This is a genomic window from Novosphingobium clariflavum, from assembly GCF_026420865.1.
Lineage (GTDB): Bacteria > Pseudomonadota > Alphaproteobacteria > Sphingomonadales > Sphingomonadaceae > Novosphingobium > Novosphingobium clariflavum.
In genome coordinates, this window is the sequence record NZ_JAPCWC010000006.1 from 48,436 (window position 1) to 69,925 (window position 21,490).

At 65.5% G+C, this 21,490-nt stretch carries 19 protein-coding genes; 11 read left to right on the forward strand and 8 right to left on the reverse strand.

Translation table 11 applies throughout. The annotated features are described in order from the left end of the window. Positions 1-36 precede the first annotated feature (36 nt). The 4 genes from OKA11_RS09930 to lepB are packed head-to-tail and all read right to left on the reverse strand — an operon-like array spanning position 37 to position 3,553. Positions 37-1,110: an SGNH/GDSL hydrolase family protein gene (locus OKA11_RS09930; protein WP_267220247.1), complete on the reverse strand. Its 1,074-nt coding sequence runs from the start codon at positions 1,108-1,110 to the stop codon at positions 37-39. Beyond that, complete coding sequence (gene era, locus OKA11_RS09935) at positions 1,110-2,003, reverse strand: GTPase Era (protein WP_267220045.1); 894 nt, start codon at positions 2,001-2,003, stop codon at positions 1,110-1,112. Before era ends, OKA11_RS09930 begins: the two co-directional genes overlap by 1 nt. Next, the gene (gene rnc, locus OKA11_RS09940; protein WP_267220046.1) at positions 2,000-2,668 is read right to left on the reverse strand and encodes a ribonuclease III; all 669 of its coding nucleotides are present in this window, start codon (positions 2,666-2,668) and stop codon (positions 2,000-2,002) included. The genes era and rnc overlap by 4 nt, the downstream gene beginning before the upstream one ends. Beyond that, on the reverse strand, positions 2,669-3,553 hold the full coding sequence (lepB, locus tag OKA11_RS09945) for a signal peptidase I (protein WP_267220047.1): 885 nt from the start codon (positions 3,551-3,553) through the stop codon (positions 2,669-2,671). A gap of 228 nt (positions 3,554-3,781) precedes the next feature. Here lepB and pgi point away from each other — a divergent pair, with 228 nt between their 5' ends. Then, positions 3,782-5,302, forward strand: a complete 1,521-nt coding sequence (gene pgi, locus OKA11_RS09950) for a glucose-6-phosphate isomerase (RefSeq protein ID WP_267220048.1) — start codon at positions 3,782-3,784, stop codon at positions 5,300-5,302. Between the two features lie 74 nt (positions 5,303-5,376). On the opposite strand, the gene OKA11_RS09955 is transcribed toward pgi, so the two are convergent. Further along, positions 5,377-6,024, reverse strand: a complete 648-nt coding sequence (locus OKA11_RS09955; RefSeq protein WP_267220049.1) for an RBBP9/YdeN family alpha/beta hydrolase — start codon at positions 6,022-6,024, stop codon at positions 5,377-5,379. A gap of 266 nt (positions 6,025-6,290) precedes the next feature. Between OKA11_RS09955 and gor the strand changes: the two genes are divergently transcribed. From gor to OKA11_RS10005, 10 genes are all read left to right on the forward strand, one after another. Beyond that, complete coding sequence (gor, locus tag OKA11_RS09960) at positions 6,291-7,637, forward strand: glutathione-disulfide reductase (RefSeq protein ID WP_267220050.1); 1,347 nt, start codon at positions 6,291-6,293, stop codon at positions 7,635-7,637. 349 nt (positions 7,638-7,986) lie between these two features. After that, a complete protein-coding gene (locus tag OKA11_RS09965; protein WP_267220051.1) occupies positions 7,987-9,513 on the forward strand; it encodes an acyl-CoA carboxylase subunit beta in 1,527 nt (508 codons plus the stop codon). Next, positions 9,510-9,749, forward strand: a complete 240-nt coding sequence (locus tag OKA11_RS09970; RefSeq protein ID WP_267220052.1) for a hypothetical protein — start codon at positions 9,510-9,512, stop codon at positions 9,747-9,749. The genes OKA11_RS09965 and OKA11_RS09970 overlap by 4 nt, the downstream gene beginning before the upstream one ends. Beyond that, positions 9,749-10,939 (forward strand): beta-ketothiolase BktB, encoded by a 1,191-nt coding sequence (bktB, locus tag OKA11_RS09975; protein WP_267220053.1) that lies wholly within the window; start codon positions 9,749-9,751, stop codon positions 10,937-10,939. Before OKA11_RS09970 ends, bktB begins: the two co-directional genes overlap by 1 nt. A gap of 4 nt (positions 10,940-10,943) precedes the next feature. Continuing rightward, positions 10,944-11,381 carry a methylmalonyl-CoA epimerase gene (gene mce, locus OKA11_RS09980; protein WP_267220054.1) on the forward strand — a complete coding sequence of 146 codons (438 nt, stop codon included), beginning with the start codon at positions 10,944-10,946 and terminating at the stop codon, positions 11,379-11,381. A gap of 50 nt (positions 11,382-11,431) precedes the next feature. Next, a complete protein-coding gene (gene scpA / locus OKA11_RS09985) occupies positions 11,432-13,594 on the forward strand; it encodes a methylmalonyl-CoA mutase (protein ID WP_267220055.1) in 2,163 nt (720 codons plus the stop codon). 107 nt (positions 13,595-13,701) lie between these two features. Further along, positions 13,702-14,754, forward strand: a complete 1,053-nt coding sequence (gene bioB, locus OKA11_RS09990) for a biotin synthase BioB (protein ID WP_267220056.1) — start codon at positions 13,702-13,704, stop codon at positions 14,752-14,754. A gap of 7 nt (positions 14,755-14,761) precedes the next feature. After that, positions 14,762-15,130 carry a lysozyme inhibitor LprI family protein gene (locus tag OKA11_RS09995; protein WP_267220057.1) on the forward strand — a complete coding sequence of 123 codons (369 nt, stop codon included), beginning with the start codon at positions 14,762-14,764 and terminating at the stop codon, positions 15,128-15,130. After that, the gene (locus OKA11_RS10000; protein ID WP_267220058.1) at positions 15,130-17,154 is read left to right on the forward strand and encodes an acetyl-CoA carboxylase biotin carboxylase subunit; all 2,025 of its coding nucleotides are present in this window, start codon (positions 15,130-15,132) and stop codon (positions 17,152-17,154) included. The genes OKA11_RS09995 and OKA11_RS10000 overlap by 1 nt, the downstream gene beginning before the upstream one ends. Before the next feature lie 60 nt (positions 17,155-17,214). Continuing rightward, positions 17,215-17,997, forward strand: coding sequence for a thioesterase family protein (locus OKA11_RS10005; protein ID WP_267220059.1), 783 nt, complete (start codon positions 17,215-17,217; stop codon positions 17,995-17,997). 60 nt (positions 17,998-18,057) lie between these two features. On the opposite strand, the gene OKA11_RS10010 is transcribed toward OKA11_RS10005, so the two are convergent. The 3 genes from OKA11_RS10010 to OKA11_RS10020 form a co-directional block, all read right to left on the reverse strand. Then, positions 18,058-19,530, reverse strand: a complete 1,473-nt coding sequence (locus OKA11_RS10010) for a peptide MFS transporter (RefSeq protein ID WP_267220060.1) — start codon at positions 19,528-19,530, stop codon at positions 18,058-18,060. Positions 19,531-19,733: 203 nt separating this feature from the next. After that, positions 19,734-20,849 carry a 3-dehydroquinate synthase gene (gene aroB, locus OKA11_RS10015; RefSeq protein ID WP_267220061.1) on the reverse strand — a complete coding sequence of 372 codons (1,116 nt, stop codon included), beginning with the start codon at positions 20,847-20,849 and terminating at the stop codon, positions 19,734-19,736. Continuing rightward, on the reverse strand, positions 20,840-21,415 hold the full coding sequence (locus tag OKA11_RS10020) for a shikimate kinase (protein ID WP_267220062.1): 576 nt from the start codon (positions 21,413-21,415) through the stop codon (positions 20,840-20,842). The genes aroB and OKA11_RS10020 overlap by 10 nt, the downstream gene beginning before the upstream one ends. Between the last annotated feature and the right edge of the window lie 75 nt (positions 21,416-21,490).

The following is a 21,490-nucleotide window of genomic DNA, read 5'->3' on the forward strand; positions in this document are numbered from 1 at the left end:
GCGCTAGGCTGCGACAGGGCCGGCGGATCGAGTGTTTCAGCGGCGCCGGGTGCCCGTACCCGTTCCGGTGCTCTTGGTGGTGCCGGTTCTGGGCGGCGTCACCACCGGGGCCGGGGCTGCAGGCAGCGGGACCGGCGTCGCGCCGGGCGCAGCGGTCGGAGCGGGGGGAGCGAGCGTCTGCGGGAAATTCGGCTTCACCGGCTTCACGCCCGAACGGGTCAGCCACCAGGCGATGTCGTTCGCGGTCGCTTCCATGCCCGCGAAGTTGAGGTGCCACTGCAGGCCCTGCTTGCCGTCATAGCCTTCCGGCGAGCCGATCAGCCATGGCACGGCATCGCAGGGGGTATGGGCTGCCGAGGACTGGTTCATCTCCACCAGCAGCGCGCCGTTGGCCTGGGCGACGCGGTTGGTGATCTCGGCAAGCCGGACGCCGATCCTGCGGATGATCGCGGCATGCTCTTCGCTGATCGGAGTATTGGCGCAGAGCCTGCCCGGTTCGGGCAGCGGCGTCAGGTACTGGACAAAGACGATGCGGGCGTGCGGCGCCTGGGTGCGCACGCGCCGCGCGATCTCCATCATCTGCATCTCGTCACGCGCGTAGTCGTAGTCGGTCGGAACCTTGACCGGGCCGCAGGCGCGGGGCTTGCCCCCCGCCGCGACCGCCTGCTTCGAACGATAGGCGCAGGCGGCATTGAACAGGTTGCCGACGTAGTTGAGGTCGTTGCCGCCGATGGTCAGCGTCACCAGCCGGGTCTGCGGCGTAACCGCGTTGATCTGCGGCGGGATCTCGGACCAGGGGCCCAGCACGTTGTCGGTCTTCGCGCCCGAGCAGGAACGGTCGGTCAGCACCATGCCGAAGCGTTCGGCCAGCAGCGTGGGATAGTTGTTGAGGCTCTGTCCGCAGCGCATCGGCGCGCCGGTCTTGGCGGGGGGCAGCTGCGGACCGGCAGCGAAGGACGAGCCGATGGCGACATAGCGCTGCCCGGCGAGGCTTTCCTCGACCTGGGCGGCGACATCGGCCTCGGCGGCACGGGCTTTCATGTAAGGGGTCGCGCAGCCGCCGAGCAGCAGCGCGGTGGCGGCAAGGCCCGCCAGCGAGACGCGTGCCATCACTTCACCCAGTCCAGCCCGATCTCTTCGTAGATGTCACGCGCGTCGGCCCAGTTTTCCTCGACCTTCACGTGGAGGAAGAGGTGGACCTTCTGGCCCAGCACTTCGGCCAGTTCCTTGCGCGCGGCCTCGCCGATCGCCTTGATCTTGGCGCCGCCCTTGCCCAGCACGATGGCGCGCTGGTTGTCGCGGGTGACGACGATCTGCTGGCGGATCTCCACCGATCCGTCCTTGCGCTGCTCGTAGGCCTCGGGGCGCACGGCGGCGTCGTAGGGCAGTTCCTCGTGAAGCTGGCGGTAGAGCTGTTCACGCGTGATTTCGCAGGCGAGCAGGCGTTCGCTGGCGTCGGAGACCTGATCCTCGGGATAGTGCCAGGGACCTTCCGGCATGAGCGAGGAGAGGTGCGCCTTGAGTTCGGGCACGCCGTCGCCGGTCAGCGCCGAGATGAAGAACACTTCGTCGAACTGGACCTTGCCGGTCAGTTCCTGGGCCAGCACCAGCAGCGGCTCCTTGGCGCCGGCATCGACCTTGTTGAGCACCAGGATCTTGCGTTCCGGGCGCGCGGCAAGCGCTTCGAGCAGCGGTTCCAGTTCGTGGCGGCGCTTCTTGATGGGGTCGACCACCAGCAGCACGGCATCGGCTTCCTGCGCGCCTTCCCAGGCGGCGGCGACCATCGCGCGGTCGAGACGGCGCTTGGGTTCGAAGATGCCGGGCGTGTCCGCCAGGATGATCTGGGTTTCATCGAGCAGGGCAATGCCCATCAGGCGCGCACGCGTGGTCTGGGCCTTGGCCGAAGTGATCGCCACCTTCTGGCCGACCAGCGCGTTGACGAGCGTAGACTTGCCCGCGTTGGGGGCGCCGATGACGGCGACGAGACCGCAATGCTGGGTCATCCGAATTTCCTCATGAATTCCTCGGCGGCCTGCGTTTCCGCATCCTGCTTGGAGTTCGCGACCGCGCGCGCCGAGCCTACGTTATGAATCGAAACCTCGACAGTGAATTTCGAGGCGTGGTCGGGGCCGGAACGGTCGACCAGTTTGTATTCGGGCATGCGGCGGCGATTGCCGGCCGCCCATTCCTGCAATGCGGACTTGGGGTGCTTGCGCTTGCCGGCCTTGCCCTGCATCTCGCCTGCCCAGAGGCCGCGGACCATGGCCTTGCCGGCATCGAAGCCGCGTTCGATGAAGCAGGCGCCGATCAGCGCCTCCATCACGTCGCCCAGGATGTTGTCGCTGTCCTGGCCGCCGTCGTCGCGGGCCTGCTTGCCCAGGCGCATGCGCGGCCCCAGTTCGATGCCGCGCGCCACTTGCGCGCAGGTCGCGCGGGCGACCAGCGCGTTGAGACGCTGCGAGAGCCGTCCTTCGGCTTCCTCGCTGTTCTCGAAGAGCCATTCGGCGACCGAGAGCCCAAGCACCCGGTCGCCGAGGAATTCGAGACGTTCGTAATTGCGCTTCTCGCCGGTGCTGCCGTGGGTGAGCGCGGCGAGCCAGAGGGCTTCGTCGACGGGCTCGGCCCCGGAAATCCTGGCGATGAAGGCGCGGTCCTGCGCGTCAAGCACTCAGATCACGCTCCCGATGCGGCTCCAGCGCGCGGCTGTGAACCAGGTCCAGGGCAGGAACCAGTTGGCCGAGCCGTCGGTCGAGAACATCATGACCGAGGCCTTGCCGACGAGGTTTTCCTGCGGAACGATGCCGATGCCCTGGCCTTCCACGGCAGGGAAGCGGCTGTCGAGCGAGTTGTCGCGATTGTCGCCCATCATGAACATCTGGCCTTCGGGCACGACATAGACGCCGGTGTCGTCCTGCGGCGTCTGGCCGAGATCGAGCACGTTGTAGCTTTTGCCGTTGGGCAGGGTCTCACGGTACTGCGGATAGTTGCAGACCGGCTTGCCCTTGGCGTCGGTGCCTTCGAACTCGGGCGCGTAGCAATGGGTGTTGGGGGTGACGGGCAGCACGAAATCGGGCTGCTTCACGCGCGGCACCGGCTTGCCGTTGAGCCAGACCTGCCCGCCCTTGACCTGCACTTCGTCGCCCGGAAGGCCGATGACGCGCTTGATGTAGTCGACGTCGTTGCCCGGGGGCGCCTTGAAGATGGCGACGTCGCCGCGCTCGGGCTGGCTGGCGAACACGCGGCCCGGGATCAGCGGCAGGCTGAAGGGCAGCGAGTACTTCGAGTAGCCGTAGGACCACTTGGAGGCGAACAGATAGTCGCCGTTCAGCAGGCGCGGCAGCATCGATTCGCTGGGAATGTTGAAGGGCGAGATGATGAAGCTGCGCAGCACGACCACGCCCAGAACCAGCCAGAACAGGAAAGCGATGAAGCTTTCGTCCTTCTTTGGCTGTTCTGATCGCTTGTCGCGCTGTGCCTTGTCGGCCTGTGCCTTGTCGCCCTGCGTCGGGCTTGCGGATGACGGGGCCGGAGTGGCAGTGTCGGTTTCGCTCATGAGGCGACCCTTGTTGCGCCTGCGCGCTGCCGTCAAGCGCAATCCCGCCCAAGACCCTTTGCGGATCGACCAAAATCGTCATCTTTTCGCTGGATTGCCCCTCTAACGGTGCGGTTCCAACAATGGCACTTGGCCTTGCCTTGCCTGCCATGCATAACGCGGCCCGCGTTTTTAGCCGCCAGCTTGCCCTCAAGACTGGCGATATATTCGAATGAAGGGATACGAGGCATGAGCAAAGCGGTGTGGACCAAGCTGGAGGGCCTTCCCAAGCCGACCCTGAAGGCGCTTTTTGCCGCCGACCCCGCCCGCCTCGACACGTTTGCGACCCATTTCGAGGCCAGTGACATCGAGGCCGATTGCGGCATGCGGTTCGACTGGTCGAAGACCCACCTTGATGCCGCACACGTCGCCGCCTTCGAGGAACTGGCCGCCGCGATGGACTTCGATGCCCGCCGCAAGGCGCTGTTCGACGGCGAGATCGTCAACACCACCGAAGGCCGCGCCGCCGAGCACACCGCCCAGCGCGGCGTCGGCAAGGAAGCAAGCGTCGAACTCGCCGCCGAATTCCACCACCGCATGGCCGCTATCGTCGAGGCCATCCATCGCGGTGCCATGGGTGAGGTGAAGCATCTCATCCACATCGGCATCGGCGGCTCCGCGCTTGGCCCGGCGCTCGCGATCGACGCGTTGGCGCGCGACGGCGCGATGGTGAACGTGCAGGTCGTCTCGAACATCGACGGCTGCGCGCTGGAAGCCGCTTTCGCCAAGTGCGATCCGGCCACGACGATGCTGGCGGTCGCCTCCAAGACGTTCACCACCATCGAGACGATGACCAACGCCGAAAGCGCCATCGCCTGGCTGCGCGACAACGGCGTCGAGGACCCTTATGGCCGCGTCGTGGCGCTGACCGCCGCGCCCGACAAGGCGATTGAATGGGGCGTGGACGAAACCCGCATCCTGCCGTTCTCGGAAAGCGTCGGCGGCCGCTATTCGCTGTGGTCGTCGATCGGTTTCCCGGTCGCCATGGCGCTCGGCTGGCCGGACTTTGCCGAGTTCCTCGACGGTGCGGCGGCGATGGACGCGCATTTCCGCGACACCGACGGACTTGCCAACCTGCCGCTGCGCGCCGCCTTCGCGGACCAGTACTACACCCGCCTGCGCGGCTGCCAGACGCGCGGCGTGTTTGCCTATGACGAACGCCTCAAGCTGTTGCCGGACTATCTCCAGCAGCTGGAGATGGAATCGAACGGCAAGAGCGTGAAGGTGGATGGCTCGCCGGTCGACGGGCCGAGCGCGCCGATCACCTGGGGCGGTGTCGGCACCGATGCGCAGCACGCGGTGTTCCAGCTGCTCCATCAGGGCACCAACATCGTGCCGGTGGACTTCATCGCCGCAATCGGACCGGGCGATGACCTGAACCCGGCGCATCACCGCATCCTGCTGTCGAACTGCTTCGCGCAGGGCGCGGCGCTGATGGCGGGCAAGGCGAGCGAGGATCCGGCGCGCGCCTATCCGGGTGACCGTCCTTCGGCGACGATCCTGCTCGACGAAGTGAGCCCTGCCACCTTCGGCGCGCTGATCGCGTTCCACGAGCATCGCACCTTCGCCAATGCTGTGCTGATGGGCATCAATCCCTTCGACCAGTTCGGCGTCGAACTCGGCAAGGAAATCGCCAAGCAGATCGAGCAGGGCGACACCGCGTTCGATCCCTCGACCGAGGCGCTGCTGGAACTCGCCGGCATCAAGTAAGAAGGAACGGGCCGGGGATGCAGGTGCATTCCCGGCCCGGTGCTTTCAGGCAGTCCTCTCTCGGGTGGTTCTGTTCAGGAGCGGTATTCGAGACCCTCGGACCAGTCTCCATGCGTCGGGATATGCGGGACCGAGGCGGCGGGCCGGGTGTTCAGCAGGCGGTGCAGCAGCAGCTTGCCGTCTTCCCAGCTGCCGATCTTCGAATCGGCATTGATGTGACCGGCTTCGCCCGCGTCCTCGAACTCGCTGCCCCATTGCTTGGCGAGCAGCTGTGCGGTCGGGAAGCCGATCCATGGATCGTTGCGGCTGGCGACGAGGATCGAGGGGAAGGGCAGGGCATCGGCGGGCGTCGGTGCAAAGCCGTTGAGCCGGTCGTCGCGCGGGAAGAAGTCCACTTCCGGCGGCGCCACCAGCAGCGCGCCGACCACCGGGCTCGACCAGCCGGGTTGCTCGAACTTCGCCCACCATGCGGTTAGCAGGCAGCCGAGGCTGTGCGCGACCAGCACCACCGGCCGTCCGGCGCGCTGCACGGCAAGGTTCAGCCGGTTGATCCAGGTGTTGCGGTGGGGTTTCTCCCAGAGGCCGAGGTCGACCATCTGGGCATCGTCCATCTCTTCCGACCAGCGGCGCTGCCAATGCCCCGGCCCGCTGCCGTCAAGGCCCGGGATCAGCAGGATCAGGGGCTTCTCGGCATGCGCTTGCGGCGTGTGCGTCTGTGCCATTCATCGTCTCCCGTAAGGGTGCCCACCGAGCCCAGGGGATAGACTGAGGCGCGGTGGGCGATGCGACTCTTATAACTCAACTAAAAAAGTTGACAATGACTCTGCGCCCAGTGGTTGGAAGGTTTCGACGACCTGATTGTCGGCCCATTCCGAAAGGCTTGCGGTGGCCAGGCGCAAATGACCCGTTGGCAATCCATGCGCCCATGCCCCATATGCGCGCCGCAAGAGAGTACGCCCCCGACCAGGGGTGCATAGGAGCAAGCCGCATGTCCGAATTCGACTACGACCTCTTCACCATCGGCGCCGGATCGGGCGGCGTGCGTGCCAGCCGCATCGCCGCATCGCACGGGGCGCGCGTGGCGGTGGCCGAGGAATTCCGGGTCGGCGGTACGTGCGTGATCCGTGGCTGCGTGCCCAAGAAGATGCTCGTCTACGGCGCGCATTTTGCCGAGGATCTCGAAGACGCCAAGCATTTCGGTTGGGATATTCCCGAGGCGAAGTTCGACTGGCTGAAGCTGCGCGACAACGTGCTGGGCGATGTCGACCGGCTCAACGGGCTCTACACGCAGACGCTTTCGAACAACAAGGTCGAGATCTTCCACGAGCGCGCGGTCATCACCGGCCCCCACGAGATCACGCTGTCGAGCGGCGAGAAGAAGACGGCCAGAGTGATCCTGATCGCCACCGGCGCGCGTCCGCAGGTGCCCAGCTGCCCCGGCCATGAACTGGGCATCACCTCCAACGAGGCGTTCCACCTCGACGCGATCCCGAAGCGCATGCTGATCGCCGGGGCCGGCTACATCGCCAACGAGTTTGCGGGCATCTTCCACGAGTTCGGTGCCAAGGTGACGCTGATCAACCGCTCCGATCAGCTCCTGCGCGGCTACGACGAACAGCTGCGCGACCGTCTGCTGCAGATCTCGATCGCCAAGGGCATCGACTTCCGCTTCAACGCCGACTTCCGCGGCATCGAGCAGAATGCCGATGGCTCGCTGACCGTTTCGATGACCAATCACGATCCGATTGAAGTCGACTGCGTGATGTTCGCCACCGGCCGCGTGCCCAATGTCGAGGGGCTGGGGCTGGAGAACGTCGGGGTCGCGGTGGATGACAAGAACGCGATCCTGGTCGACCAGTATTCGAAGACCAGCGTCGACCACATCTACGCCGTGGGTGACGTGACCAACCGCGTCCAGCTGACTCCGGTGGCGATCCGCGAGGGCCAGGCCTTTGCCGATACCGTGTTCGGCGGCAAGCCGGCGACGGTGGACTATGGCTGCATTCCCTCGGCCGTGTTCAGCCATCCGCCGATCGGCGCGGTGGGCCTGACCGAAGCGCAGGCGCGCCAGCAGTACGGCGAGGTGGAAATCTATACCAGCGACTTCCGGCCGATGAAGAACGTCGTTGCCCACCGCAACGAACGCTCGCTCTACAAGATGATCTGCGAGGCGGGCACCGGCCGCGTGCTCGGCCTGCACATGATCGGGCCGGAAGCGCCGGAAATCATCCAGGCCGCCGCCATTGCGGTGAAGGCGGGGCTGACCAAGGCCGACTTCGATGCCACCGTCGCCGTCCACCCGACGATGTCGGAAGAGCTTGTGCTGATGAAGTGATGCCTGGGCGGGGCGTGTATCCCCGCCGCCTGCATGCAAATGTCGCAACCGCCTGCGCGCGGGAGTGAAGACAGCCCGGGAGCCACCATCGCATGGGGCTTGCGGGCTGTGCTGTTTTCAGGGTGTCAAAATGCGTCGATATCGCGAAATTGCGCCATTTTATCGGCGGGGCGTTGGATAGCCATCGGTGGGGCGGATTTGGCGCCAGATCATTACTCCGACCATTTAACCGAGCGATTAAAACTATTGACCTGAGCGTTCCGACCTGCCTTAGCAGTCACAGCAAATTTGCGCCGAGCGGCCAGCCAAAGGCCCCGGGTTACTGCAAGGTCATTGCAAGGGATAACGGATGTCAGCGAATATCGCCGAAATGGAGAAGCGCCGCGCCGCAGCGAAGCTGGGTGGTGGTGAAAAGCGCATTGCCGCGCAGCACGCCAAGGGCAAGCTGACCGCGCGCGAACGTCTCGACATCCTGCTGGACGAAGGCAGCTTCGAGGAGTTCGATCTCTACGTCGAGCATGACTGCACCGACTTCGGCATGGAAAGCCAGCGCATCCCCGGCGACGGTGTCGTCACCGGTTCGGGCACCATCAATGGCCGCCTTGTGTATGTGTTCAGTCAAGATTTCACCGTGTTCGGTGGCTCTCTGTCGCACCGTCACGCGCAGAAGATCTGCAAGCTGATGGACAACGCGATGAAGGTTGGCGCCCCCGTCATCGGTCTCAACGATTCCGGCGGCGCGCGCATCCAGGAAGGCGTGGCCTCGCTTGGCGGTTATGCCGAAGTGTTCCAGCGCAACGTGCTGGCATCGGGCGTGGTGCCGCAGCTCTCGCTGATCATGGGCCCCTGCGCGGGCGGCGCGGTCTATTCGCCGGCGATGACCGACTTCATCTTCATGGTGAAGGACAGCTCCTACATGTTCGTCACCGGGCCGGACGTGGTCAAGACCGTGACCAACGAAGTCGTCACGCAGGAAGAACTGGGCGGCGCGGTCACCCACTCCAGCAAGACCTCGGTCTCCGACCTTGCGCTGGAAAACGATATCGAGGCGCTGCTGGCTGCGCGCGATTTCTTCGACTTCCTGCCGCTCAACAACCGCGAGGAAGTGCCCGAGCGTCCTTGCGCCGATCCCTGGGACCGCGCCGAGGAAAGCCTCGACACCGTCATCCCGCCTTCGGCCAACCAGCCTTACGACATGCACGAAGTCATCAAGAAGACCCTCGACGAGGGTGACTTCTTCGAGGTCCAGCCGCTGCATGCCGGCAACATCATCGTCGGTTTCGGCCGCATCGAGGGCAAGACCGTGGGCGTCGTCGCCAACCAGCCGATGGTGCTGGCGGGCGTGCTGGACATCAACTCGTCGAAGAAGGCCGCGCGTTTCGTGCGCTTCTGCGATGCCTTCAACATCCCGATCATCACTTTCGTGGACGTTCCGGGCTTCCTGCCCGGCACCGATCAGGAGCACAACGGCATCATCAAGCACGGCGCCAAGCTGCTCTTCGCCTATGCCGAGGCGACCGTGCCGAAGATCACCGTGATCACCCGCAAGGCCTATGGCGGCGCTTACGACGTCATGGCGTCCAAGCACCTGCGCGGCGATCTCAACTATGCCTGGCCGACTGCCGAGATCGCGGTGATGGGCGCCAAGGGCGCGGTGGAGATCATCTTCCGCGGCCTCTCGAGCGAGGGCATTGCCGAGAAGACCAAGGAATACGAAGACCGCTTCGCCAACCCCTTCGTGGCGGCGAGCCGGGGCTATATCGATGAGGTCATCTACCCGCACTCGACCCGTCGGCGCATCGCGCTGGGCCTGCGCAAGCTGCGGACCAAGAGCCTCGAGAACCCCTGGAAGAAGCACGACAACATTCCCCTGTGACGCTGGAATTCCTCGATGTCTGGCAGATCATTGTTCTTACCGGCATCGCCAGCGCGTTCCTGTGGAACGGCGTGAGAGGATTGCGTGAAGGGACTGTGCGCATTCCGTTGCAGTTCCTGAACGACGATGAATTCGAGCGAGGCACGACGATGTTCGGCCTCGCCGTGACAATGAACTTTCTGGGCGGCCTTGGCGTGCTTGCCGGGCTGATCTGGTTGAAATTGGGAACCGGGTGATGGCTGATCTTGAAGACATCTACATCGTCAGCGGCGTGCGCACGGCAGTCGGCGACTTCGGCGGTTCGCTGAAGTCGTTCATGCCGTCGGACCTCGGCGGCCTTGTCGCCACCGAAGCGCTCAAGCGTGCAGGGGTGGAGCCCGAGGCCGTGGGCCACGTCGTCGTCGGGCAGGTCATGCCGACCAGCGCGCGTGACGAGATGCTCAGCCGCGTGATCGGCATCAATGCCGGCGTCCCGCTCTCGACGCCCGCACTCACGCTCAACCGCCTGTGCGGCTCTGGTGTTGAGGCGATCGTCAACGCGGCGCGCGCAATGAAGCTGGGCGAGGCCTCGATCACGCTCGCGGGCGGTGCGGAATCGATGTCGAACGTGCCCTACCATGACCACGGCGTGCGCTGGGGGCGCAAGATGGGCGCGAATACGCAGGAAGACGCGCTCACGCTTGGCCTGTCGGACGCCATCGGCGGCTATCACATGGGCATCACGGCGGAGAACGTGGCCGAGCGCCACCAGATCACCCGCGAGGACATGGACCGGCTGGCCGTCACCAGCCACCAGCGCGCTGCGGCGGCGATCGCGGATGGGCGCTTCAAGGAGCAGATCCTTCCCATCGAGATCAAGACCCGCAAGGGCGTGACCGTGTTCGACACGGACGAGCACGTGAAGGGCGACACCACCATGGAAGTGCTGGGCGCGATGCGCACGGCCTTCAAGAAGGACGGCACCGTCACCGCGGGCAATGCTTCGGGCATCAACGACGGCGCGGCGATGGTCGTGCTGGCGACCGGCAGCGAAGTCGCAAAGCGCGGGCTCAAGCCGCTGGCCAGGATCGTCGCCTGGGGCCACGCCGGGGTCGAGCCCGAATACATGGGCGAGGGGCCGATCAAGGCCACTCCCATCGCGCTCGAACGCGCCGGGCTCACGCTCGACGAGATCGACGTGATCGAGAGCAACGAGGCCTTTGCCGCGCAGGCCGCGGCCTGCGCCAAGGTGCTCGGTTTCGATCCTGCCAAGACCAACGTCAACGGCTCGGGCGTCTCGATCGGCCACCCGGTCGGCGCGACGGGCTGCATGCTGACGATCAAGGCGGCCTACGAACTGAAGCGTTCGGGCGGCAGGTACGGCCTCGTCACCATGTGCATCGGCGGCGGGCAGGGCATCGCCCTTGTTATCGAGAATGCGGAGTAAGACTGTGAAGCTTGGCCGTCTCAACCACATCGGCGTCGCGACGCCCGATCTCGACGCTTCTATCGCGTTCTACCGCGACGTCATGGGCGCGACCGACATCACCGAGCCGTTCGTGCTCGAAAGCCAGCAGGTGCGCGTCTGCTTCGTCAACACACCGGGTGAAAATGGCACGCAGGGCACGCAGATCGAGCTGCTCCAGCCGACCACGCCGGACTCGGCGGTGGGCAAGTGGCTGGAGAAGAACCCGCTCGGGGGGCAGCACCACATCTGCTACGAAGTGCCCGATATTCACGCCGCCAAGGCCTGGTTCGAAGGCCTCGGCAAGCGCGTGCTGGGTGAACCGCGCGTGGGCGCGCACGGGACGCTGATCTTCTTCGTCCACCCCCGCGACATGGGCGGACAGCTCACCGAGATCATGGAAACGCCCAAGGGGCATCACTGAGATAGAGGGCGGTCCGCGGCAATCAGCGCGGGCCGGAAGGGATGCGGAACATGGCAGACATCAACGACTGGAAGGCAGCCGCCGACAAGGAGGTCAAGGGCAAAGACCTGACCTGGAACACGCCCGAGGGGATTGCGGTGAAGCCGCTCTACACCGCCGAGGACGTGACCCCGGACAAGGTGGGCGATCCCGGCCTTCCCGGCTTTGCGCCGTTCACGCGCGGCGTGCGCGCCTCGATGTATGCCGGCCGCCCCTGGACCATCCGCCAGTACGCGGGCTTCTCCACGGCCGAGGAATCGAACGCCTTCTACCGGCGCAACCTTGCCGCGGGCCAGAAGGGCCTTTCGGTCGCCTTCGACCTTGCCACCCACCGCGGCTATGACAGCGACCATCCGCGCGTCGTCGGCGACGTGGGCAAGGCCGGCGTCGCCATCGATTCCGTCGAGGACATGAAGATCCTGTTCGACGGCATTCCGCTCGACAAGATGTCGGTCTCGATGACGATGAACGGTGCGGTGATCCCGATCCTCGCTTTCTTCATCGTGGCCGGCGAAGAGCAGGGCGTCGACCGCAAGCTGCTCGACGGGACCATCCAGAACGACATCCTCAAGGAGTTCATGGTCCGCAACACCTACATCTATCCGCCAGAGCCTTCGATGCGGATCATCTCGGACATCTTCGGCTACACCAGCCGCGAGATGCCGAAGTTCAACTCGATCTCGATTTCCGGCTATCACATGCAGGAAGCCGGCGCGACGCAGGTGCAGGAACTGGCCTTCACCATCGCCGACGGCGCGGAATACGTGAAGTACGGCGTGGCCTCGGGCCTCGACATCGACAAGTTCGCGGGCCGCCTGTCGTTCTTCTTCGCCATCGGCATGAACTTCTTCATGGAAGTGGCCAAGCTGCGCGCCGCACGCGTGCTGTGGCACCGGGTGATGACGCAGCTTGGTGCCAAGGACGAACGCTCGAAGATGCTGCGCACCCACTGCCAGACTTCGGGTGTGTCGCTGCAGGAGCAGGACCCCTACAACAACGTCATCCGCACCACGATCGAGGCGATGGCGGCGATGCTGGGCGGCACCCAGTCGCTCCACACCAACGCGCTGGACGAGGCGATCGCGCTGCCGACCGATTTCTCGGCCCGCATCGCGCGCAACACCCAGATCATCATCCAGGAAGAGACCGGCATGTGCAATGTCGTCGATCCGCTGGGTGGGTCCTACTACATTGAATCGCTGACGCAGCAACTGGTCGACCAGGCCTGGGAGATCATCGAGCGCGTGCAGGCGGAAGGCGGCATGGCCAAGGCCGTCGCCGCCGGTTGGCCCAAGGCGATGATCGAGACCGCTGCTGCCGCCCGTCAGGCCCGCGTGGACCGCGGCGATGACGTGATCGTCGGCGTCAACAAGTACCGCCTTGCCAGCGAAGACCTGCTCGAAACGCTGGAAGTGGACAACGCCAAGGTCCGCGAAGGCCAGATCGCCCGCATCAACAAGATGAAGGCGGAACGGGACGAGGCAGCCTGCCAGGCCGCGCTCAAGGCGCTGCGCGACGGTGCCGCCGCGCCCGCCAGCATCGAGAACAACCTGCTCGCGCTGGCTGTCGAATGCGCGCGTGCCCGTGCGACGCTCGGCGAGATCAGCTCGGCCATGGAAGACAGCTTCCAGCGCTATGGCACCCAGCCGACCCCGGTGAAGGGCGTCTATGCCGCGCCTTACGAAGGCGACAGCCGCTGGCAGCAGGTCGTGGACGGCGTCTCGGCAGTGGAGCGTCGTCTCGGCCGCAAGCCCAGGTTGCTGGTCGCCAAGATGGGCCAGGATGGCCATGATCGCGGTGCCAACGTGATCGCCTCGGCCTTCGGGGACATGGGCTTCGACGTCGTTTCCGGTCCTCTGTTCCAGACCCCGGAGGAAACCGTGGTGCTGGCGCTGGAAAGCGGCGTGGATGTGGTCGGCGCATCGTCGCTGGCCGCCGGTCACAAGACGCTGATCCCCGAACTGATCCAGAAACTGCGCGAAGCCGGCCGCAGCGACATCAAGGTGATCGCCGGCGGCGTGATCCCGCCGCAGGATTACGAGTTCCTCCGCAATGCGGGCGTTCAGGGCATTTATGGCCCCGGTACGAACGTGGTGGAGTGCGCCGCCGACGTGCTGCGCCTGCTCGGTCACAACATGCCGCCGCTCGGTTCGGCGCTGGAAGCGGCGGAATAAGAACGGCGATGCTGGATCGGCGCGGCGCTTGCGATTATGGCGGAGCTTTGGCCCCCAGCAATCCCGTGCGGCATCCCGCGCGCGTTCCGGCCGCCTGAGGAATGATCATGACCGAGACCCCCGCCATCACCCCCCGTACCGACTGGACCCGCGAGGAAATCGCCGGCCTGTTCGACCTGCCGTTCACCGAACTGGTGTTCCGCGCGGCCGAAGTGCACCGGGCCAGCCATCCGCACAACGAAGTGCAGCTGTCCACGCTGCTTTCGATCAAGACCGGCGGCTGCGTGGAAGACTGCGGCTACTGCTCGCAGTCGGTTTCGGCAAACAGCGGGGTCAAGGCCACCAAGCTGATGGAAGTGCAGCAGGTGCTGCAGCGCGCGGCACAGGCGGCGGATCAGGGCTCGACCCGCTTCTGCATGGGCGCCGCCTGGCGCAACCCCAAGGACCGCGACATGCCGGCCATCATCGAGATGGTGAAGGGCGTGCGCGCGATGGGCATGGAAACCTGCATGACGCTGGGCATGCTGACGCCCGATCAGGCGGACATGCTCTCCGAAGCGGGCCTCGACTACTACAACCACAACATCGACACCTCGCCCGAGCGTTACGATCAGGTGATCACCACGCGCACGATGGATGACCGGCTCGACACGCTGTCGAACGTGCGCATGGCGGGCATCAACGTCTGCTCGGGCGGTATCGTCGGCATGGGCGAGACCCGCGCGGACCGCGTGGGCTTCATCCACACGCTGGCGACCCTGCCCGATCACCCGCAGTCGGTGCCGGTCAATGCGCTGGTGCCGGTAAAGGGCACCGTGCTTGGCGACATGCTGGCCGATACCCCGCTCGCCAAGATCGACGACGTGGAATTCGTGCGCACCGTCGCGGTCGCGCGCATCACCATGCCGCTGTCGATGGTGCGCCTCTCGGCGGGCCGCGAATCGATGTCGGAGATGACGCAGGCGATGTGCTTCATGGCCGGCGCGAACTCGATCTTCACCGGCGACAAGCTGCTGACCGCGCCGAACTCGGGCGACGACAATGACGCGGCGATGTTCGCCCGCCTCGGCATCAAGCCGATGGCGATCGAACTGACCCCCGCGCAGGTCGAAGCCCAGCGGATGCCCAAGGGCTGCGCCAAGCTGGAAGCGGCCGAGTGATCGCGGCATGATCCTGCCGATCCTTCTCCTGGCCTCGGAGCCCGCGATCGACTGTGCCAACGCGATGACGCAGACGGACATGAACATCTGTTCGTACCGCGACTTCCAGTCGGCCGACCGGGCGATGAACGAGGCCTGGGGGAAGGCGGCAGCGGCGGCGAAAGCCGCCGACAGGCAGGGCCCCGGCGGAAATTTCAATCGGCTGCTCGATGCGCAGCGCAAGTGGCTCGCCTACCGCGATGCCCAGTGCCTCGCAGAGAACGGCCCACGTGAGGAAAGCGGCACGATCTGGCCGCTGCAGCAGAACGGCTGCCTCGAGGAATTGACCGAAGCGCGCACGAAACAGCTGCGCGGATACGTGGAGACGGGGAACTGATGTTCAAGAAAATCCTGATCGCAAACCGGGGCGAGATTGCCTGCCGTGTGATCAAGACCGCGCGCCGCATGGGCATCCAGACGGTGGCCGTCTATTCGGACGCTGACGCCCGCGCGCCGTTCGTGCAGATGGCCGATGAGGCCGTCCACATCGGTCCCGCGCCCGCCGCGCAGTCGTACCTGATTGCCGACAAGATCATCCAGGCCTGCAAGCAGACCGGCGCCGAGGCGGTGCATCCCGGCTACGGCTTCCTGTCCGAACGCACCTCGTTCGCCGAGGCGCTGGCCGCAGAGGGCATCGAGTTCATCGGCCCTCCTGTCGGCGCCATCGCGGCGATGGGTGACAAGATCGAGTCCAAGAAGCTGGCCAAGCAGGCCGGCGTCAACGTCGTCCCCGGCTTCGTCGGTGAGATCGAGGATACCGAACACGCCGTGCGCATCTCGAACGAGATCGGCTATCCGGTGATGATGAAGGCCTCGGCCGGCGGCGGCGGCAAGGGCATGCGCCTTGCCTATAGCGAGCAGGACGTGCGCGAGGGCTTCGAGAGCGTGAAGCGCGAGGGCCTCAACTCCTTCGGCGACGACCGCGTCTTCATCGAGAAGTTCATTCTCAATCCGCGCCACATCGAGATCCAGATCCTCGGCGACAAGCACGGCAACATCCTTTACCTGAACGAGCGCGAATGCTCGATCCAGCGCCGCCACCAGAAGGTGGTCGAGGAAGCGCCGTCGCCCTTCGTCACCGAGAAGATGCGCAAGGCCATGGGCGAGCAGTGCGTCGCGCTGTCGCGCGCGGTGGGCTACTACTCGGCGGGCACGGTGGAACTGATCGTCTCGGGTGCCGATCCGACGGGCGAGAGCTTCTACTTCCTTGAAATGAATACCCGCCTTCAGGTGGAGCACCCGGTTACCGAAGCGATCACCGGCGTCGATCTGGTCAAGCAGATGATCCGCGTCGCCGCCGGCGAGAAGCTCGAGATGACGCAGGCCGACGTGAAGATCGACGGCTGGGCGATCGAAAACCGCGTCTATGCCGAAGACCCCTATCGCGGGTTCCTGCCCTCGACCGGGCGCCTGGTGCGCTATAACCCGCCGGTGGACGGCTGGACCGACGACGGCGAGGCCAATGGCCGCCGCGGCATCGAGGGCATTCGCGTCGACGACGGCGTCTACGAAGGCGGCGAAGTCTCGATGTTCTACGATCCCATGATCGCCAAGCTGATCACTTGGGGGCAGACCCGTGACGAGGCCGCCGACAAGCAGGTCGCCGCGCTCGACCTGTTCGAGATCGAGGGCCTTGGCCACAACATCGATTTCGTCTCGGCCATCATGCAGCACCCGCGCTTCCGCTCGGGCGAACTGACCACCGGCTTCATTGCCGAGGAATATCCCGAGGGCTTCCACGGTGCGCCTGCGTCCGAAGAGCTGAAGGGCAAGCTCGCCGCCGTCGCCGCCTTTGTCGCCACCGCGCGCGCCGACCGGGCCCGCCGTGTCGACGGGCAGCTGGCGCCGCGCCGCCTGATGCCGCCGTCGGAATGGACCGTCACCATCGACAAGGCGCCCTATGACGTCGTGATCGACGACGAGGACGTCACCGTGAACGGCGCCTCGGTCGAGTTGGCGATGGAATACACGCCGGGCGACCGCCTGATCGAGGCGGAAATCGACGGCGAGGTGATCGGCATCCGCGTCGCGCCCACGCGCACCGGGCTGAAGATGACCACGCGCGGCGCGATCCACGATGTGCAGATCCTGCCCAGCCGCGTGGCGTCGCTGGCCAAGCACATGATCGAAAAGATCCCGCCGGATCTCTCGAAGTTTCTGATCTGCCCGATGCCGGGCCTGCTCGTCGCGCTCCACGTGGGCGAGGGGGACAAGGTGGAAGCCGGCCAGCCGCTCGCGGTCGTCGAGGCGATGAAGATGGAGAACATCCTGCGCGCCGAGAAGTCGGGCGTGGTGAAGGCGGTTAATGCCAAGGCGGGCGAAAGCCTGGCCGTGGACGCCGTCATCCTCGAAATGGAATGATGCCTTGCGGCTCTCCGATCCGTCGGAGAGCCGCATTTCCAAGACTTTAAGGTTGTTCCGATGACGGGTTTTGCCGCGCATCTTGCCTCAGCGGACGAAATCGAGGGTGGTTTCGCCTTCGACATCACCGATGACTGGCTCCAGGGCCGCACCGCCTATGGGGGGCTGACGTCGGCGCTGTCGCTGGCGGCGGCGCAGCGGGTCGATGCCGAGTTGCCGCCGCTGCGCTCCGGCCAGTTCGCGATGATCGCGCCGCTGGCGGGCCGCGTCGAGGCGCGGGCGCGGATCGTGCGCAAGGGCCGCAACGCCACATGGGTTGCAGCGGAACTGGCGAACGAGAAGGGCGTCGGTTTCAGCGCCAGCTTCGTGTTCATGCGCTCGGCCGAGAGCGCGGCGGATATTGCCGGCTATGCGATGCCGCAAGGCGTGACCCCGGTCACCGCGGCGAAGCCGGTGCCGATGGACCATGCGCCCGCATTCCTGCGCGAGAATTTCGAAGCGCGCTTTGCCTTGCCGAAATCGGCGCTGGGTGAGGCGGATCTGTGCTGGTGGGTGCGCGTCAGGGAACGCGACGGGCTCGATCCGGCACTGGAGGCGGTGCTGGTCGGCGATGCGCTGCCCACGGCGGTGCTGCCCCTGCTGGGCTTCAGGGTGCCGATCAGTTCGATGCACTGGCACGTCAACATGCTGGAGGCAGCGCCCGCCAGCGAGGACGGCTGGTGGCTGCTGCGCTCGACCAGCGAATTTGCGCATGGCGGCGGGGCGAGCGAGCATATCCTGCAATGGAATGGCGCGGGCCGTCCGGTGATCGCGGGCATGCAGTCGGTCGCCGTGTTCGGCTGAGACGTCCTTGGCTTGAAGCAATAACGGCGCCCTTGCCTGAGCAGGGGCGCCGTATTGCTGTCAGGCGGGGCCGGGCTCGCCCGCCAGCGTCTTGCCCAGCGCGATCTTGAAGGCGGCGAAGGCGATCAGGCCGAATGCGGCGGCGCCCACGTGGGTCAGCCAGAACGACACGGTATCCATCGTCGAGTACCAGCCGCCGACCACGCCGACGATCTTGTTCGCGCCGAAGAAGGCCAGATAGTAGATGCCCACCACCGTCGCGTTGAGCGAGCGCGGCGCGATCTTGGTGAAGAGCGCAAGGCTGACCGGCATGATGTGCGCAAAGCCGATCGAGTTGAACAAGTGGAACATCACCGGCCAGAACAGGCCGATCTTGCCACCGCCGGCGGTTGCCGCCGCGAGAACCAGGCACATGCCACCGCAGATCGAGAAGACCGATCCGATGATCATCTTGCCCAGTTCATCGGGCTCGCGGCCGGTGCGGGCCGAGTACCACTTCCAGAACGCCGCCACGGCGACCAGCATCGAGAAGCTGAGAGTGGCGTCGATGGCAATCATCCAGCTTGTCGGCAAGGGATCGGGGAACTTGATCGTCCAATCAATCAGGTGTCCGAACATGGAAAAATTGACGTGCCACTGGATGGCGGCAAGCCAATCGGGAATGTTGAGATTGAACCTGTCGTCCGCCCAAACGAGATAAGCGTTGAAGATTTCCTGATTGGTCATCATCGCGATGGCCAGCACGGGCACCAATACGGCAAGCGCGCCAAGTCGCGGCCAATCCGATTTGGTGAGGGGAGCGCGCGGGGATTTTTCGCTATTCTTCGGGGCGCGATTGTCAGCCGGAAGCCACGGCTGTGCCTTGAGATAAGCCAGCAGGCTGATGACCATGACCACGCCGGCCGAGCCGAAGCCGTAATGCCAGCCGACTTCTTCGCCCAGCGTGCCGGAGATCAGCGGGGCCGCGATCACCGAGACGTTGATGGCGATGTAGAAGATCTGGAACGCCATCGCGCGGCGCAGGTCGTTGGGCTTGTAGAGTTCGCCCACCTGGCTGGCGATATTGCCCTTGAACAGGCCGACGCCCACCACCAGCGAGATCAGCGCGAAGAGGAACAGCCCCTCGAACGCCATCAGGAAGTGGCCGAGGGACATGATCACGGCGCCCGCGATCAGCGTCGCCTTGCGGCCCAGCCAGCGGTCGGCGATCACGCCGCCGAGAATGGGCGTCAGGTAGACGAGCGAGGTATAGTCGCCGAAGATCGCCGAGGCGAGCGGCTGGCCGTCGAGCCCGGCATAGTGCCAGCCTCTCAGCCACGAGAGGCCGAGCACCTTGCCGACGTTTTCGGGCAGCAGCAGGTACTTGACCATGTAGAGCACGAGCAGGGTCTGCATCGCGTAATACGAAAAGCGCTCGCAGCCCTCGACGAACGAGAGGTAGCCGAGGCCCTTGGGGTGGCCAAGGAAGGCGCGGTCGTCTCGCGAGGCTTCCTCGGGGAAGTCGAGCTCGGGGGTAGCTTCGGCAACGGTCATGACGATCCCGGAAATATTGTTATATTTAAGTGACGTTTATTTTCTCACAGCGCATCCATAATGGCGCTGCAGGGAAATGTCACGCCAATGACGTCATGACGCCGGGCGGGGCATGGTTGCAGGATGCACGGCGGCATCCCCGCCGACGGGGACCTTGGCAGGGAGGCGGGTAGGCGCGCGTAAGCCGTCTCAGCGGCCCCAATTCAGGCGGGGCTGCGGGCCAGTTCCCCGTCGAGGAAGAGCGCGACATCGTCCAGCGAGACTTCGCGGTCGAGGTAGGTCTGGCCGATGCCCTTCATCAGCAGGAAGGGCAGGGTGCCGGCATCCATCTTCTTGTCGTGCAGCATGTGTTCCACCAGCGCGCGGCCATCGCATTCGAGGCCGAGCGCGGAGAGGCTGGCGGGCAGGCCGATCTCGCCGATGTGGCGGGCGACGTGCTCGGCGCTCGCCTGTGACATCAGGCCCTTGCGGGCGGAATAGCGCGCCGCCAGCACCATGCCGAGCGCCACGCCTTCGCCGTGGAGCAGGCGGGCGGAGAAGCCGGTTTCGGCCTCCAGCGCATGGCCGAAAGTATGGCCGAGGTTGAGCAGCGCACGCTTGCCGGTGGTCTCGAACTCGTCCTCGGCGACGATGCGCGCCTTGCTCGCCACCGAATGGGCGACAGCATATTCGCGCAGGGCCGCATCGCCGTCGATCATGGCGGCGGCATTGGCATCGCACCAGGCGAAGAAGTCGGCATCGTCGATGAGGCCGTACTTCACCACTTCGGCATAGCCCGCCAGCAGGTCGCGGCGGGGCAGGGTGTCGAGCGCGGAAAGGTCGGCCAGCACCAGCGAGGGCTGGTGGAAGGCGCCGACGAGGTTCTTGCCCGCGGGCGTGTTGATCGCGGTCTTGCCGCCGACGCTCGAATCGACCTGCGCCAGCAGGGTCGTCGGCACCTGGATGAACTTGCAGCCGCGCTTCAGCACCGAGGCGCAGAACCCGGTGAGATCGCCGATCACGCCGCCGCCAAGGGCGATCACGCTGTCGCCGCGCTCGACGCCGAGTTCGAGCAGCCAGTTTACCGTCGCGGCCAGTTCGTCCCACGACTTGGTGGCCTCGCCCGCCGGCAGGATGCGCCAGTGCGGTTCGTGTCCGTTGTCGCGCAGCGACCGTTCGACCACTTCGCCCCATGCCGCATGGACATGGGCGTCGGTCACGATCGGCACGCCGCGCTTGCGCAGCAGGCCACGGCAATTGGGAACGAGTTCGGCCAGCAGCCCGGCGCCGACGCGCACTTCATAGGGGCGCCCGGCGATGTCGACGCAAATCACAGCCATTGCGAGAGTCCTTGAAGTACCTTGTTGATGGTCTGCACGTGCGGCCCGGGGGAGGACAGCACGTGGATGGGGGCCTGCTGGTAGTGCGGGCGACGTTCGTCCCGCAGGCGGCCGAGGATCTCGCGCGGGTCGCCGCCCTGCAGCAGCGGGCGGTTGTCCTTGCGGGCGGTGCGGTCAACCAGCGTCTCGACTTCGCTGTCGAGCCACACGGTGATGGCGTTGCCGAGGATCAGGTCGCGCGTTTCGGCATTGCAGAAGGCGCCGCCGCCGGTCGCGATCACCGAGCGCTGGGCGCCGGCGGCCAGCAGCCGCGAGATCACCCGGCGCTCGCCGTCGCGGAAATAGGATTCGCCGTAAGTGGCGAAGATTTCCGGGATGGTCATCTGCGCGGAACGCTCGATCTCGTCGTCGGCGTCGACGAATGGCACGTCGAGGAGGGTGGCGAGGCGTTTGCCCACGCTCGATTTCCCGACGCCCATCATGCCGACCAGCACGATGGGGCGATCGATCCGCCGGGCAAGCGCGGCAATTTCCTGTGTCGAAAACCGGGTCTGTTGAACGTCCATTGCTCCATCGCCTATAGTTGCGCTAGGTCGCAGCGCAAGCATCGGTGAAGGAAGACGAGTGACGATACCAAGGCG